Origin of the sequence: Moritella sp. JT01, assembly GCF_001574435.1 — a bacterium.
In the GTDB taxonomy this organism is placed as follows: domain Bacteria; phylum Pseudomonadota; class Gammaproteobacteria; order Enterobacterales; family Moritellaceae; genus Moritella.
Window position 1 is genome coordinate 15076 of record NZ_LOCN01000026.1, and the last position, 15777, is coordinate 30852.

The following is a 15777-nucleotide window of genomic DNA, read 5'->3' on the forward strand; positions in this document are numbered from 1 at the left end:
TTAAATTATGGTATATAAGCGGTCCTAGATTTGATCAAGTAGATATTATGCAGCCAGAACAGTTAACATTAAATCGTAGCCAAAAACGTATAATCAGAGCCTTTACTGAATTGCTGAGGGAAAAAGATTATTGCGATATATCTGTTGCGATGCTTATTGAGAGGGCTGATGTTGGCAAGACAACCTTTTATCGATATTACCAACGTAAATTGGAAGTGTTACTGGCCATGCATGATGATATTTTTGAGCTCCTACTTCAAGATTTAACGAGTAAAGATGACTGGTTAAGTAATGACGCTCGCCCTTCTGTGAGTAATATGCTGAATATATTTTCTAATAATAGTAATTTTAGACGCCCTATGAACTTCAAGCTCGATAAAGATTGGCCACAAGCATTATTACAATTAAAGGCCAAACTTGCTCACTGTATGGCAGTGAGATTAACGTTCGCTTTAGATGGTTGCTCAATCAAGATCCCTATTAGTGTATTATCAACGTCACTCGCCGCAATATATGTTGAAAGTGTCATTCAACTCGTCAAAGGCCTTGTAACATTCAGTGTAAACAAGCAGGCGTTGTATTTACAATATTTGACGAGATCATTAGTGATAGGTGCTATCGAAAGTTAGCCCGTTAGGTGGTTCCGTATAGCCCCAGAGTCGGGGCATTTTATTTTTGATTAATAAACCTTAAGCAACTACCTCTATCGGTTCTTCATCTAAGTCAAACGAAGCATGAATCAGTTTTTTAGTGTAATCATGCTGAGGGTTATGAAATATATCCTCAGCCGTTCCCTGCTCCATAACTTTACCTTTTTGCATCACTAATACCCGATCAGATAGCGCTTTAACGACTGAAAGATCATGGCTGATGAAGATGAAACCAATGTTGTTTTTGACCTGGATCTCTTTAAGCAAGTCAATCACGGTGAGCTGAACAGAGCGGTCAAGCGCAGAGGTAGGTTCATCCAATAAAATAAAAGACGGTTTCAAGATCAGTGCTCTTGCAATTGCAATACGTTGACGCTGACCGCCAGAAAACTCGTGCGGATAACGATTGATTGAGTTCGGTTCTAAGCGTACTTCTTCGAGCGCGAGACAGGCTTTTTGTAAGCGTTCCTGTTTGGACATCAAAGGTTTGTGCACCCTTAAACCTTCAGTAATTATTTCGCCAACTGTCATACGCGGAGACAAAGATCCGTACGGGTCCTGGAACACCATCTGTACGTCTTTTTTTAGTTCAAATTTTGCCTTATCAGTGAGTAAACTGAGATCTTGACCTTTATAGGATAGATTACCAGTAAAGGGCAACAGGCCAATGATAGCCCGACCGAGAGTGGATTTACCTGAGCCAGATTCACCGACAATACCCAACGTTTCACCTTGCTTCAGTGTGAGTGAAATACCCTTCACAGCTTCAAAATATTCACATTTACGGGGAATAAAGTGAGACTTAACCAAGAACTTAACGTGAATATTTTCAGCGCTAAGCAGCTCTTGAGCTGTTGCTTTGATTGGCTCTTTTTGACCTTTCGGGATCGAGTTAATGAGCATTTTTGTATATTCGTGTTGTGGTTCCCGGAAAAGTAGTCCAGTCTCCCCTTCTTCCACTATTTCACCTTTGCACATGACCAGTACTCGGTCTGCAAGGTGTTTTACAACGCCGAGATCGTGTGTAATAAACAAAATAGCCATGCCCATTTTTTTCTGGATTTCTTTAATTAAATCCAGAACTTCTGCCTGCACCGTAACATCTAGCGCAGTGGTCGGTTCATCGGCAATTAGAATGTCAGGTTCATTGATAAGCGCCATTGCAATCATAATACGTTGCAACTGACCGCCTGAAAATTCATGTGGAAACTTGCCGTAAGCTTGTTCTGGGTTTGGTAAATGAACGAGAGTAAAAAGTTCCAAAACACGTATTTTAGCCTGCTTTTTAGACACTTTACGATGACACATCATGGCTTCGGCAACCTGAATGCCGACTCGTAAATAGGGGTTAAGAGACGTCATAGGCTCTTGGAAGACCATGCCAATACGGTCACCTCGGATAGATTGCATTTGACGTTCTGTTTTATCTAAGATCGATTGACCTTCAAAAATAATGCTCGATTCAGAAGATACAATACCATTATCCGGTAATAGGCACATCAAAGCATTGGATGATACCGACTTACCCGAACCCGATTCACCGACAATAGCCAGTGTTTCACCGGATTTTAAATCAAAATTAACATTTTTCACCGCATCAACCATTCCGTCATTGGTAGTGAAACTGACGGAAAGGTGTCGAACTTGAAGAATAGGTTGGTTTAGCATGATAGGTCCTTATCAATTTAAGAGATGCGTTGAATGTTGTGAGTCTGAGGTCACTCTTAACTTAGCAAAGTGATGATGTGCTTTCTTGATATGCTCGTATTGAAGCATCCACTGATCATCGTGTTGAGCGTGACAAAAAGCGCCCATATGGCGTAAAATATCTTCACTTTTATTATCGATAAGTGTCATTGTTCGTTGAACAAGATCACTTGTTTCAAGTGAAATAAATTGAAATAGTGCATAAGACTGGTTCAACGTTGAAAATGCGCGTTGTTGCTGCCCCATTTGATTGAGAATTTCAGACTGTGCGACAGTGGCATCTCTTAATCCTAATAACAAGCATGAAAACTGGCATGGTTTAATATGCTCGTTTTCTAAAGCCTGATGAATATGCATGGGGAGATTGTCTAAAACCTCCCCATATAGTTGATGAGCTTCAGGCCAATGACCCTGTTCCATTAGCTCTTCAGCCCTCAGGTAACGCATCCAGCATTGCTGTAATTCCATAATGACCTCAACTTTACAAGAATGTAAATCTTAATGAGATTTATTACTAATTGCAAATTGTAATCATTCTCGCGGTGAGATGTATCACTAAAATAATAACGTCGCACTAATTATACGTCATTTAATCAATTTTAGAGGCGAATTAAGCTATAAACATCGATGGCTAAAACAGAAATAGGAAATCTGATAATTTACATATTAAGTAAAATTGAGCCTTTTAAAAAACCGGATTTAAGAACTTAAACAGACTAACCACTTGTAAGTATATATACCTAAGTTAACTAACTAATTTAGAGTAATATGCTAAAAAAAGGTGACAAAGTTAACAGATCATAACCAATATAATGTTAATCGCATATCATCCATTAAATACCACTTAACAGACTTATGAACTGGAATGATCACCCATAAACCAGTCAATTAATCTACTTTAGACCTAAAAACAAGAATAATAGACCACTCTATGTTAATGCTAATTGTTGAGTAAATGTTTATTTATTGCTAATTTATTTTGCCATGGAGCGGGAAATACTATATTGAATAGTGAATTATTCTATTGGTATCGCTTAAATAAGATAAAACATGGATGGAATTGAATATGATCTCTAAGGTTAGTTGCTACTTTGCTGTAATATTAAGCATGTTTACCTCTTCGGCTTTTGCCGCCAGTGAACCAGTAGGGTTTGATAAGGCTGTTGATCAGTTCTTTAATGAAAACCTCAGTTGGTTTGCTAACACTATTTTCACCTCAGTCCCTGTTAATGGGACAAACTTCCCCATAATTGTAGGCTGGTTATTTATTGCGGCCATTATTTTCACATTTTATTTTGGTTTTGTTCAGTTCAAGCGTTTTGGTTTAGCGGTTAAAATTGTCAAAGGTGACTTCACTGATCCGAATAAGGACGAACCTGGCCAGGTTTCTCACTTCCAAGCGTTAACAACCGCACTTTCTGGTACGGTCGGACTTGGTAATATTGCCGGCGTTGGTGCTGCACTCGCCATTGGTGGTCCCGGTGCCACTTTCTGGATGATCCTGTGTGGCCTGCTTGGTATGGCTTCAAAGTTCTGTGAATGTACACTTGGTGTTAAGTATCGTAATGAACTGCCAAACGGTGAAGTATCGGGTGGTCCAATGTATTACCTGAGCCGAGGTTTAAAAGAACGTGGTTTTGCTGGTCTAGGTAAATTCCTGGCTGTCGGCTTTGCAATTATGACTATTTTAGGCGCGCTCGGTGGTGGCAACATGTTCCAAGGCAACCAAGCGAACGCAATGATTGTACAAGCGCTGGGTATACCTGACGGCTATGGTTGGGTTACAGGCGTTATTTTAGCGATGATGGTTGGTTCGGTTATTATTGGTGGCATGCCATCAATTGCGAAAGTAACAAGTAAATTAGTCCCAGCAATGGCCCTGCTATATATAGGCATGTCGGCTATTGTGTTGGTATCTAACGCATCTATGATTGGCGATGCATTTACACAAATCATTGAAGGTGCCTTCACTGGTGCTGGTGTTGCCGGTGGTTTTGTTGGTGCATTAATCCAAGGTATGAAACGTGCGACATTCTCAAATGAAGCAGGTGTGGGTTCAGCAGCTATTGCACATGCAGCGGTAAAAACCAAAGAGCCTATAACTGAAGGTCTCGTTTCGGTACTCGAACCATTCATTGATACCGTGATCATTTGTACTATGACGGCACTGGTTATCACTATTTCAGGAATGAACAATGGTGAACTTAGCGGTGTAACACTTACCGCCGCGGCGTTTACTGAAACGGCAGATATCTTCGAGTATATTCTGGCCGTAGCTGTTGTTATGTTTGCTTTCTCAACAATGATTTCGTGGTCTTATTATGGTCTTAAAGCTTGGACATATCTGTTCGGTGAAGGCAAAACAACAGAACTTGTCTATAAAATTATGTTCTGTTGTTTTGTGGTTGTCGGTGCAAGTGTTAGCTTTGGTGCTGTGATTGATTTTTCTGATGCGGCTATCTTTGCAATGTCTATCTTCAATATCATCGGTTTGTATTTCTTAATGCCAGTGGTGAAAAAAGAGCTACATTCGTTTATTACTCGAGTTAAATCTGGCGAAATCAAAGATTACAGTAAAGAAGGTACTCTAGTATCTAAAGAGTTAAATAACTAATTTAATAAGTCCCCCTCTTTTTAAATAATAAATAGTCCGGTCAATCGTATTACCGGACTATTCCCATCGCACAATATCAAGTTCAGACCATCTCTTATAAAATACCACTCAGTTATTCATTGACCCAGTCTATTGTAGGTACTTACAACTGTTCTAATGAGTTATCAATTAAGATTGAATAGAAATGATATATTTGGAATCATAAGTTACATTTTTATATCAATTAGATATATAACACTATTATTAATTGTTTTGCGTATACTTATAGAATATAATCTCGCATCTATTGCTTGGCAAGCAATAGAAATATCAATAAAAACAGTTGCTTATATTGTTTTGTGATTGTTATTTTATAATTAAATAGGTAATAAAAATGAACACGAACTTTAAATTTGGGTTACTTACATCAACTACTATCCTACTATCAGCATGTGGTGGTAGTGGTGTTGATACTTCAGTCACCACACCAGAACCAAAACCAGCGATAACCATCGAATCTGGTCTGTATAGCGTGAATGGTCAGGACGCATTTTTAATGGTTTCTCAACCTGATAACACGAATCCAGCAATATTAAGTTATAGAAACTTCAGCAATAAAGACGTAGATCGTAAAACATTAGTTTCTTTTGGTCTCCTTCATGATAAAAAAATGAAGATAACAGATCAACGGTTTCGGATAATGATGGGACATTTTAAAGATCAAGATACTCAAGCAGTGGGAGAACGAGCGGTATTTCAAATAAATATAACCGGCACATCCCCATTAAGTCTTGAATGGAAGTATCACTTTAATGACGAAAACGGAAATAGAAAGGATTATTCGGATTCCCTTGGCGACATTACGGGTATCGGTCTGCAAGATTTTCCGCTAACGTCTGTAGGTGGCACTTGGGAAGATAATAATGATGTTCGCATGACAATAGATAATTCAAATGTGGAGATTTCGATCCCAAGCTCAAAATCAAGCTGTACCGTGACTGGTAAGTTAGTTAAAGGTGCTGGACGTGGGATTCTTGACGTTTCTACAACTTACTATATAGACAATATCAACGTCACTCCAGATAAGTGTAATGGGATTGATAGTCTAGTCATGATGAGCCAAGATTTTAATTGGTTTGTGACATTAAATAACAAGAATGGTGTAGGCGAACTTCATAAATTAATACAAACAAGTAAATAGCTATATACAGTCCGTTAAAACATCCCCCCTTAATAAGCCAGTGATGGTTTAAATTAACCAATCAAATTTTAAATTTGATTGGTTATAATTTGATTATGATTGTACAATACGTTCTTTTACTTTGTTCAAAATAGAGGGTGTATTACTTGGAAATCAAAGCATTAAAGGTGTTATTTGATAACGATGGCTTAAAGTCAGTAACAATTAAACGTGCACCATTAATGGACGGTTATATCTTAATTGCAAACACGACAAATAAGAATGTACATGTGATGACATCACAACGTGAAGAATCAAATACACCACGTGCATTTAAGAGTATTGATGCAGCAGCAGCGAATGCACAAAAGATTGGTTTTAAGAAGATAAGTATCGATTTAAGCTAGTCTGAATTATAACTGTATATACATACAGTTATAATTCAATCCCCGTAAAAGTAACACCTCTACGGAGATTTTATTATTGATTCAATGCTAAATAGGCTGTATTCAATGCCATCAAGCGTTCTTTTTCATCCTCTGAAATAAAACTGGCCTCAATGGCATTAAAAGTAAATTGTGCTATTTCTGATTTTGACATGTCGTGCGCATTACTCACAGCCATGAAGTTATCTGTCATATAGCCGCCAAAGTATGCAGGGTCATCAGAATTAATCGTAACGCATACATTCTCTCGTAATAATTCAACAATGTTATGCTCTTCCATTTTATCAAATACCTTAAGCTTGATATTTGATAACGGACAAATGGTTAGCGGCGTTCGCAGTGTTGCTAACTCTTTAACTAACGTCTCATCATCAGAACACCGTACACCATGATCAATACGCGTAATTTTCAACAGCGCTAACGCATCGCGAATACTACTCGCCTCGCCTTCTTCTCCAGCATGCGCAACTGTTAAGAAACCTTCATTCATCGCGGCTTTAAAAACACGTTCAAACTTACTGGCTGGGTTACCATTTTCTGACGAATCTAACCCGACGGCGACGATCTTATCTTTGTGCTCAAGTGATTTATTTAATGTTATAAATGCCGACTCTTCATCGAGATGACGTAAAAAGCACATTATCAATTGGCTTGTAATGCCAAGCTCTTCAACCGCTTGAGATAAGGCGTTATGGATGCCGTTAACCACAGTAGCAAAACTAATGCCGCGTTCAGTGTGGGTTTGTGGATCAAAAAATACTTCAGTATGAACAACATTGTCTTGTTTACAACGCAGTAGATAAGCCCAGGTAAGATCGAAAAAATCTTGCTCTGTAATTAATACATTCGCGCCTTGATAATAGATATCTAAAAATGATTGCAGGTTATGGAAATTGTAAGCATCTCTCACATCTTCGAATGTCTTGAAGGGAATATCGATTTTGTTGCGTGCGGCAAGTTCGAACATAAGCTCTGGCTCAAGCGTACCTTCGATGTGTAAATGAAGTTCTACTTTTGGTAAATTTTGAATAAATTGTTTCATGATTAAGTTCCTAATAAAATTTATTAAGTACTTCTCTTTAATAACAGACACTACAAAGAGAAAAGTACTAAAGTACTAAACTCTTCGTAATCAGGAATTATTGGTTCCTGGTAGAGACCCCTAATCCATATCATTAGGGTTATACGAAGGGAAACTAATTACAGAATTAACATGCTGAATTAGCTTGAAACTGATTGTACAGAATGTAATTTAGCAAGTCTATGGTTTAAACATAGCAGCTTGACCACGAAAAGCCCCATTGTTATCAATAAGGTTCCACACCGTTGCGTTCTCTATCCAAAAAGTACGACCAGTCGAAGAAATACGTAAACCGCGATAATCATCAATAAAACCAAACGCTGTGACTCTCGCCAATAAATCCTGTCTTTCATCTCTGTCCAGGGGCTTTGCTGACTTTCTAGATGGCAAGGCAACAAATTCTGACCAGCTAAGTTCAAATGATTTTAATGCCGACTTGTTGCCATAATTAAATATTGGATCACTTTCAGTGCCATGCGATACCACGACAAAGTCAGCGTCAAATAAGGCTTTGCCAATATCGACATGACGACTATCAATGAGCTTTTTACCTGTTAGGCGTTGGTAACTTGATATTAATAGATCGGCATGTTCATGGAGATATCCGTTCTCTGGACTAGGATATTGTTTCATTGATAAGATCCTTGTTATCTATGAATAGTCGAGCTAAGGACCTTATTATTACATAACTATTCGTATGCGACACAACTATCCGTAAACAACCGTTGGATCAACACATTCAAATACTTGCTTCTTACTTTTATCTTGAAGTAGTAATGCATGGGCCAATCGTGCAACTTCGTGACGAGTGATCATTCCGTGCACTTCCTTACCTTGTGATAAGTCACCAGCGTTAGTCACGTCTCCATCTTTTAATCCACCCGGTCGTAAGATCGTAAAGTCTAACGTACTGGTTTGTAAGTACGATTCTGCCAGTGATTTTTCTCTTACTGCGCTACCAAAACCAGCTTTAGATCGCGCAGACATAAACTGCCACGAATCACCACAACCCAATGAAGTTACTAATAAAAACCGGTTAATCCCAGCACTTTCTAATGCATCTATAAGATGTCGATGACCAATATAATCAACAGGTATATCAGCACGAAAGCTACCCATAGTTGAGATCACGATAGCGTCTTTACTAAGTGATTCGACAACACTTGAAACTTGCGCTTGATCGGTTGCATCACATTGATACGTTTTATCGCATAATGTTGAAAGTGCGTTTTTTTCAACATTACGCGCAACACCAATGACTGACACCCCATGACTCGTAAAGTAATTGACCATCGCCAGTCCTAACCCACTTGCTGCACCAAAAATCACTACTTCATTCATATTATTAGCCATCACGTTATTGATAATGATTATCATTATATATTGATATCTTTATCTGTCACGACATAATTAAATAAATAGTTTAGTTAATTATTCAGTAAATCAGCTGTTTAAAAGTATCCGTTAAATTCGACTCTTGCATAACTGTCCTGACGTAAATCATAAGTCGGGTCTCCTAATGAAGCGTTTCCAAAATATCTCGCTTCAATACTCACGCTCCAATTATCTGTTAATCGATGCTGTGCCTCTACCGACATAATGACTGAACTGTCATCCAGATCTACACTGCCTATTAATAAAATTTCAGTACTGTCGGCATTATTTAGTACCCAACGAGTCCCCACTACAATGTCGTTTTGTTGTAAACTCGCCGAGTCTGCATCACGCTGATCATATTGATATTCAACAATAAGTCCCAAATCGGTACTACTACCTGATAACCCAACAAGGGTATATTCAAACCCAGACACAGAAGCAAAATAATTATCATCACTATCAGGGATCACGGCGATGGTTTCCATTTTCCAAGCCCAACTTTCAATCGTCGCTTGAAGATCAAGGCCATATTGTTGGATCTGTCGGTAATAAGGTGTTAATACGATAACGCCGTTACCACCAAAATTTGGTGTTAGTGTTGGGTTTCTATCGGTACCATTAAAATAACTCAGCCCTATATCAACAACATCGACAACATGACTCCAACGAAAAGCATAGTCGATATGTGACTGCTCTTTACCTGATTCATACGTAGCGTTATCCTGATCGACGATAACACTTGGTCTTAATCGCCCCTCTTCACCCGTAAATGTACGCTCTCTAAAACCCGGTAAAACAAACAATTCATAAGCACCATAGTCTGTTTCATAGAATGTATTAATCATAGCTTGTCCGAGTTTCTCTTCACCATCGATACTTTCTACTAAGTCAGTTTGATTAATAATATCAACAAGGTGTGCGGATTCGGTCACGCCCCAAAAAACCTGACGAACACCGGCGTATAACTCAACGCGATTAAAAGCACGCCAATAATATAACTCTCGAATGTCAGCATGCGTTCGCTCATCATCACCGTCGACACGACCAAATATACTCGTTTCAAAACGCTGATAACCATTATCCCAATCATGGTAATAATTTATTTTAGTGCTCAACGACGCATAAGTGTCTTTTTGATTTTCGTAAATTGCAGGCTCAAAAAATGCAGTAGCCTCAAGTCCTACATGTCCTGAAAATTCACCACTGATTCCACTTGGTATAAATCCCGTTAATGCGAAGGTTGTAAGCAAAGGTAATATTTTATACATCCTTTATTACCTCGCGCGCGATAAGCTATTACGACTAAAATCGCGGTCAGAAAAGTTATTATTAAATTTCCAATTTTGAAAATTGAGTACCGTCTTTTTACTTGTTTTATGGTTTATCATGGTCCAAGTATCAGCACGCCAGTATTTACCGAGGTACTGATTAAAATCACTTATTGATAACGTTTTAAGTAATTCACCACCACGGTTAAAGTAATTTACCTTCCAGACTCGATATTCATCAGTGTCGAAGAAGACTTCTTGACGTGAATATCCGGACTTTAAATCTTTTGGGTAAAACTCTACGACATAATGTTCACGTCCATCAAAACGCTCATTTTTCAAATAGTTATAAGTATACTTATTCACTTCTTGTGACGCTATATCTTCGAATGCAAACTCACTGCCCATAAACGGTCCAGACTTGTTACTTGATGCTATGCGCTTAACACGCTTCAATGCCGGTAAGTATAACCATTGATCATCCGCGCCTTCTCGGTGTGTATATGACAAAAAAGCGGTACCTTTTACGTCTCTTGGATTATCAAACACAATCTGGGATTTATCACCGTCATTATCCTGCTCTAGCGTTTTATTGCGCATGATGCGTATCGACTGCTCGCCATGTCGATTGGTTAATATCATCTCCATCGATGCAGATGAATCACCGAACCCTTGATCACGTTTGTCTGCTTCAACAACAATCGCGAGGCCTTTTTCTTGTGACGTTTCAGCTAAAACGGTTGGTGTATTCACAATACTAAATAATGCTATTGCGAGTAATGAGCAACGTAATCGATTGTTTTTACTGTAAAATATATTCATGATTAATATCCTTATATGATGCTAATTTAGCTTTATATTTTTTAACGCATTACGGTACTTTTTCTATTACTACTCCACGCTTCCATTTTTAGTAACAAGACAGGAAGTAATAAGAAATCTGCAATCATAGCGATAGCAATTGCAATGGCGGTTAAGACTGCCATGTTAGAATTCATACCAAAACTTGATTGTGCTAATACACTAAATCCAGCAATTAAAACAAATGAAGTAACAACAATTGCAGTGCCTACCGTTGAGAATGCATAACGAATAGCGTCTTCAGGTGATAAACCTTTTTCACTACGAGCGCGCTGATATTTACTTAAGAAATGAATGGTATCGTCAACAACAATCCCAAGAACCATACCTGTCACCATGGCAACAGCAAGATTAACTTCACCGACAAATAGTCCCCATAAACCAAATGCTAAACCAGCTGGTAATAAATTAGGAATCAAACTGACAAGGCCTAGCTTAACGCTGCGCAATGCAAACCCAATGAGTACTGAAATAATCACAACCGCCAGCAGTGTTCCGACAATCATACTTTGTATATTTCGCTCTGAAATATGAGAAAACATGACGGCTGGACCGACACCAATTGCATCTATATTTGCATTCACTTTTAACCAATCTGTTCCTCTCTCAGTAATATTAATAAGCGTTCCTGAAGGCATATTACTCACTGTAACAATGACTTGTGTCGATGATTTACTTATATTCAGCTGGTTGTTTAGATCTAATCCATAAGGTAATGACAGTTCGTAAAGTAATAAATATTGCGCTGCGGACTCTGCATTTTCTGGCAAACGATAGTACGCTTTATCATCGCTATGCAGATTCATATTTAAACGTTTGAACGTATCAATAATGGTATTAACGTGTCTAACTTCAGGCTGCTCACGTAACCAGTCTGTAAAATCACTGACTTTTTGAAGAAACTCAGGATTGCTGACACCGTTTTCTTCGCCTGAATCCAGTGAGTATTGGATCTGATACACACCTGTAAATTCCGCATCAATAATTTCACTTGCTTGCCTAAACGCCATCGACTCATCAAAGTAGTCGACAAAATTATCATTGAGCGTATTTTGGGGGATAAAAGATAACAGCAGTACCGATACGAATGTTGATACAACTAAAATCTGTTTTTGTTTATGAATAACCCAACTGGCTAACACCTCCATTCTGTTACTTGATTTTGTTTTAATTTGTTTAACGCGTAAAGGCAGTACTAACATCATCGCGGGTAATAAGGTTAACGAAAGCAGCATAGCGGCCATAACACCAATCGCGGTTATATTGCCTAAATCATGAAACGGGGGGGATTCGCTAAAGTTCATAGAAAGGAAACCAATCGCTGTCGTAACAGATGTTAAAATCACCGGTGACGCATTTATTCGCACACTATTTTTAATCGCTGCTAACTTATCCATACCAGATCGCATACTTACGATGATCGTACTTAATAAATGTATTGAATCTGCGACTGATAACGTCATGATGATAGTCATCGAAGCCAACGCGGGCGGCGTTAATTGAACGCCCATGTAACCCGCCATTCCCATACCCGACATGATTGAAAACATGATCACGACTAATGTCCCCAATATTGCAGTAAATGAACGCAACAAGAGTAAAGCAACAAGTAGAATAATGAGATACATCACGGGAACGAGTGTGGTCATATCAAGCATTGCAGCTTCGAAAAATGAATTACTTAACATGATCATGCCAGCTAAATGGATCTTAACCTTGTACTTGTCTTCAATTTTAGAAACGAGTTCACGGGCTTCACCTACCAGTAAAGGCATTTCATCTAACGACTTTTGTGGTAGCTGAAACGTAACATTAACCCCAGCGATTGATGCCGATGGATTAATTAATTGACCATTCAAGAATGGTTCTGCCAATGCAATAGACCGAGCTTCACTTCGTTGTAAGTCTGTCATTGATGCGCTTTCAGTGATTAAATCTCGAACCAAAAGATCATCATTTTCAGAGGTGGTATGTTGAAAATTTGTCAGAGAATCAACACGTAAGGTATAAGGTAACAGCCAGGCTTTAGCCGTTAACGCTTCTAACGCCAACAATGAATTTATCGAAAATACATCGCCATCCTCAGGGACAACAGCAAATAATATGTTGTCGATCTGGGTATAAGTACGCTGTAACTTTTCGTATTCGATTAGCTGTGGATTGTCTGAACTAAAAAATACACGGTAGTCGTTATTGAATGCAAGTAACCGCCCACCACTACCCAGCAGCATGACAGAAAGTACTGATGTTATAATTAATAACCAACGCCACTTGACTACCCATTCGGCATAACGACTAAACTTGTCGTTAGTCACGTCCATTTGTTGTTTCATTTTATTTCCTTTTTATAAAATTTTGAAGTGAAACGAGTAAACCAGCATAAAGATACCGACCGCTCGGTATGCTTATATTTAAAAAAAAGTTTAAATATCACTTATTAAAGCAACGTTTAAACCTTCTTTCATCGTAAATAATAGACATAAATACTGTATTTTACGAATAAATATAAATATTATTATTATTATTTCTATCTTCGATTGATTAAGCCCGAAGAGTGGCTAAGTAATTCTTCATACCTTCAAGTAAATCAATCATTTGCTGTCGATCACGAGAGACCTTAACCAAACTCATCATGCCTTGAAAACACGAAACAATAAGTAAAGCAGATGCTCGACAATCTACTTCGGGTTTTATTTTATCTACTTGTTGCATGCGTTCAAAAGCCTCGGCAAACATCTGAACTTTCTTCTGGTATATGGTGTTTGCACGTTGTCGAAAACCTTCATCTTGCGAAGACATTTCTTGTGAAATTGTATTTACTGGACAACCTCCAATCATATCTTCTTCACAACCCATAGTCGGTATAACAGAGAACAGTTCTGATAATGCAGTAATAGCATCTTCTTGAGCTAAAACAGGTTCAAACATTGCATAAAATTGAGCAGCAAAAATTTCTTCAAAAACAGCATAACCCAATGCCTGCTTGTTTTTAAAATGATGATAAAGCGCCCCTTTAGACACATTTGCTTTCGAAATAATGTCCGACAAACTCGTTGCTTTATAGCCATTTTTCCACATTTCAGCCGCTGTGATCTCTAAAATCGTCTGTCTCGTTAATTCTGCATCTCTAATTTCAACCATAGATCTTCTCTACTCATGTTACAAAAACTGCGTTTGATAAATTAGCTTATCTAAACGTTGTACATACAAGATACCGACCGATCGGTATGTTTGCAAGTTGTATTTTAATAATAGTTTAAATATTTGTTAAATTATTAACATTGACTTAATTAAACATATTTATCTCGTTCAATGCTACTTTAACTTGTTGATTATGCGTCCCTACGTGAATTCAACTAGCTAGGTTCCACACCACCACTTCAGATTTCACGTAGCGCACGAAAACAAACACTCATTTCACTGGTTGCTTATACAGTTGTAGATGTTATAATTGCCCCGTTAATATTTTAGATTAAGCAACCAAATGGGATTAAAATGCCTAAAGCATTGATAAATATAGGTAATAGCTCAATAATTCCATTAACTAACCTTAGTGAAGAACATATCGAAAACCTGCTCAGATTTAGTGATCGTAAAGAGCAGTTAGAAGAAAACACACTTAAATCACTGCATTTCCATGTGAATAAATTCAATGAATATTGCCTCAGTCGTCATGTTATCCCTTTACCATTACAAGATGCGACAGTGCTTGAAGCATTTCTGATAAAGGAAAATGAGCGAGGCTGTAAAGCTCAAACACTTCGAATTTACGCTTGGGCAGTATCAAAGGTACATGCTTTAGCGGGTCTAGAGATCCCTTATTTCAAAACAGTGATCACAGCTAGGTTAAAAATAATCTCGAAACAAGAAGTAAAACTGGGTATTAAACGCAAGCAAGCTGTGGCATTTTCTTATGAACACCTTAAATTTGTAAATGAACAACTTGATACAGCATCCTTGATCTCTATCCGTAATACGTTATTACTCAACATTTGCTACGATGGACTACTCCGTGAAAGTGAGGCCTGTAACCTATTCGTCGATCAGCTGCATAAAACCAACGGTCTTTATACAGTTAATATCACGAATACGAAAACGGATAAATCGTTAGATGGTTCCATTGTTCACCTGAGTAAATTTACATCAAAACTATTACCACTATACCTTCAAAAAATAACCGAACATCATGGGCAATATCTGTTTAAACGAACAACCCCACGTGGCGGTAAACTGGAAACGCTAAAACCAAGTTCGCTATCACCAAACCCCAATGACAAACCAATATCAACGAAAACTGTTGAGCTCGTGTTTGCAAACACTTGGCATCTCATTAATGCGTACAATGAATCTGTCAGTTTTGATTTGCATATCGATTTACCAGAACGACCTTTTAGTGGTCACTCTGCTCGAGTTGGTGCATCTTGTGATCTTGTCGGCGCTGGTTTTGATGATTCGTTGGTTATGCGAGCAGGTCGCTGGAAGACTTTACGTATGGTTGAACTTTACACCCGAGGTGTGAATAATAAATTTGCGACAGTACGTGAATTCAGAGAAAGATTAGAAGCGATGACAGCTGATTAAACATTAATATGTATTGGAAAGGTCATGCCCTTT

14 protein-coding genes and 1 riboswitch are annotated in these 15777 nt (G+C 38.2%); of the genes, 5 read left to right on the forward strand and 9 right to left on the reverse strand.

Annotated elements, in window-relative coordinates:
* Positions 1-47: 47 nt before the first annotated feature.
* Complete coding sequence (locus tag AKG98_RS17885) at positions 48-629, forward strand: TetR/AcrR family transcriptional regulator (RefSeq protein ID WP_198155563.1); 582 nt, start codon at positions 48-50, stop codon at positions 627-629.
* Positions 630-689: 60 nt separating this feature from the next.
* Here AKG98_RS17885 and AKG98_RS17890 read toward each other — a convergent pair whose 3' ends face one another.
* Positions 690-2318 carry an ABC transporter ATP-binding protein gene (locus AKG98_RS17890; RefSeq protein WP_067049106.1) on the reverse strand — a complete coding sequence of 543 codons (1629 nt, stop codon included), beginning with the start codon at positions 2316-2318 and terminating at the stop codon, positions 690-692.
* A gap of 12 nt (positions 2319-2330) precedes the next feature.
* The gene (locus AKG98_RS17895; protein WP_067049109.1) at positions 2331-2825 is read right to left on the reverse strand and encodes a hypothetical protein; all 495 of its coding nucleotides are present in this window, start codon (positions 2823-2825) and stop codon (positions 2331-2333) included.
* A gap of 598 nt (positions 2826-3423) precedes the next feature.
* Here AKG98_RS17895 and AKG98_RS17900 point away from each other — a divergent pair.
* From AKG98_RS17900 to AKG98_RS17910, 3 genes are all read left to right on the forward strand, one after another.
* Positions 3424-4971, forward strand: coding sequence for a sodium:alanine symporter family protein (locus tag AKG98_RS17900; RefSeq protein ID WP_067049112.1), 1548 nt, complete (start codon positions 3424-3426; stop codon positions 4969-4971).
* Between the two features lie 373 nt (positions 4972-5344).
* Positions 5345-6151, forward strand: coding sequence for a hypothetical protein (locus AKG98_RS17905; protein ID WP_067049115.1), 807 nt, complete (start codon positions 5345-5347; stop codon positions 6149-6151).
* Positions 6152-6288: 137 nt separating this feature from the next.
* Positions 6289-6537 (forward strand): plasmid replication protein RepB, encoded by a 249-nt coding sequence (locus AKG98_RS17910; RefSeq protein ID WP_228140350.1) that lies wholly within the window; start codon positions 6289-6291, stop codon positions 6535-6537.
* 73 nt (positions 6538-6610) lie between these two features.
* On the opposite strand, the gene AKG98_RS17915 is transcribed toward AKG98_RS17910, so the two are convergent.
* The 7 genes from AKG98_RS17915 to AKG98_RS17945 form a co-directional block, all read right to left on the reverse strand.
* The gene (locus tag AKG98_RS17915; RefSeq protein WP_067049121.1) at positions 6611-7618 is read right to left on the reverse strand and encodes an adenosine deaminase; all 1008 of its coding nucleotides are present in this window, start codon (positions 7616-7618) and stop codon (positions 6611-6613) included.
* 67 nt (positions 7619-7685) lie between these two features.
* Positions 7686-7785: riboswitch (purine riboswitch) on the reverse strand.
* Positions 7786-7837: 52 nt separating this feature from the next.
* The gene (locus AKG98_RS17920; RefSeq protein WP_067049124.1) at positions 7838-8290 is read right to left on the reverse strand and encodes an MEKHLA domain-containing protein; all 453 of its coding nucleotides are present in this window, start codon (positions 8288-8290) and stop codon (positions 7838-7840) included.
* 75 nt (positions 8291-8365) lie between these two features.
* Positions 8366-8998 (reverse strand): SDR family NAD(P)-dependent oxidoreductase, encoded by a 633-nt coding sequence (locus AKG98_RS17925; protein WP_067049294.1) that lies wholly within the window; start codon positions 8996-8998, stop codon positions 8366-8368.
* Positions 8999-9108: 110 nt separating this feature from the next.
* Positions 9109-10302, reverse strand: coding sequence for a hypothetical protein (locus AKG98_RS17930; RefSeq protein WP_067049127.1), 1194 nt, complete (start codon positions 10300-10302; stop codon positions 9109-9111).
* 6 nt (positions 10303-10308) lie between these two features.
* Positions 10309-11124, reverse strand: a complete 816-nt coding sequence (locus tag AKG98_RS17935; protein ID WP_067049130.1) for an outer membrane lipoprotein-sorting protein — start codon at positions 11122-11124, stop codon at positions 10309-10311.
* A 41-nt stretch (positions 11125-11165) separates the two neighbouring features.
* Positions 11166-13496, reverse strand: coding sequence for an RND family transporter (locus AKG98_RS17940; protein ID WP_198155564.1), 2331 nt, complete (start codon positions 13494-13496; stop codon positions 11166-11168).
* A 208-nt stretch (positions 13497-13704) separates the two neighbouring features.
* Positions 13705-14304 (reverse strand): TetR/AcrR family transcriptional regulator, encoded by a 600-nt coding sequence (locus AKG98_RS17945; RefSeq protein ID WP_067049133.1) that lies wholly within the window; start codon positions 14302-14304, stop codon positions 13705-13707.
* 354 nt (positions 14305-14658) lie between these two features.
* On the opposite strand from AKG98_RS17945, the gene AKG98_RS17950 reads away from it, so the two are divergent.
* Complete coding sequence (locus AKG98_RS17950; RefSeq protein WP_067049136.1) at positions 14659-15744, forward strand: tyrosine-type recombinase/integrase; 1086 nt, start codon at positions 14659-14661, stop codon at positions 15742-15744.
* Positions 15745-15777: the final 33 nt, after the last annotated feature.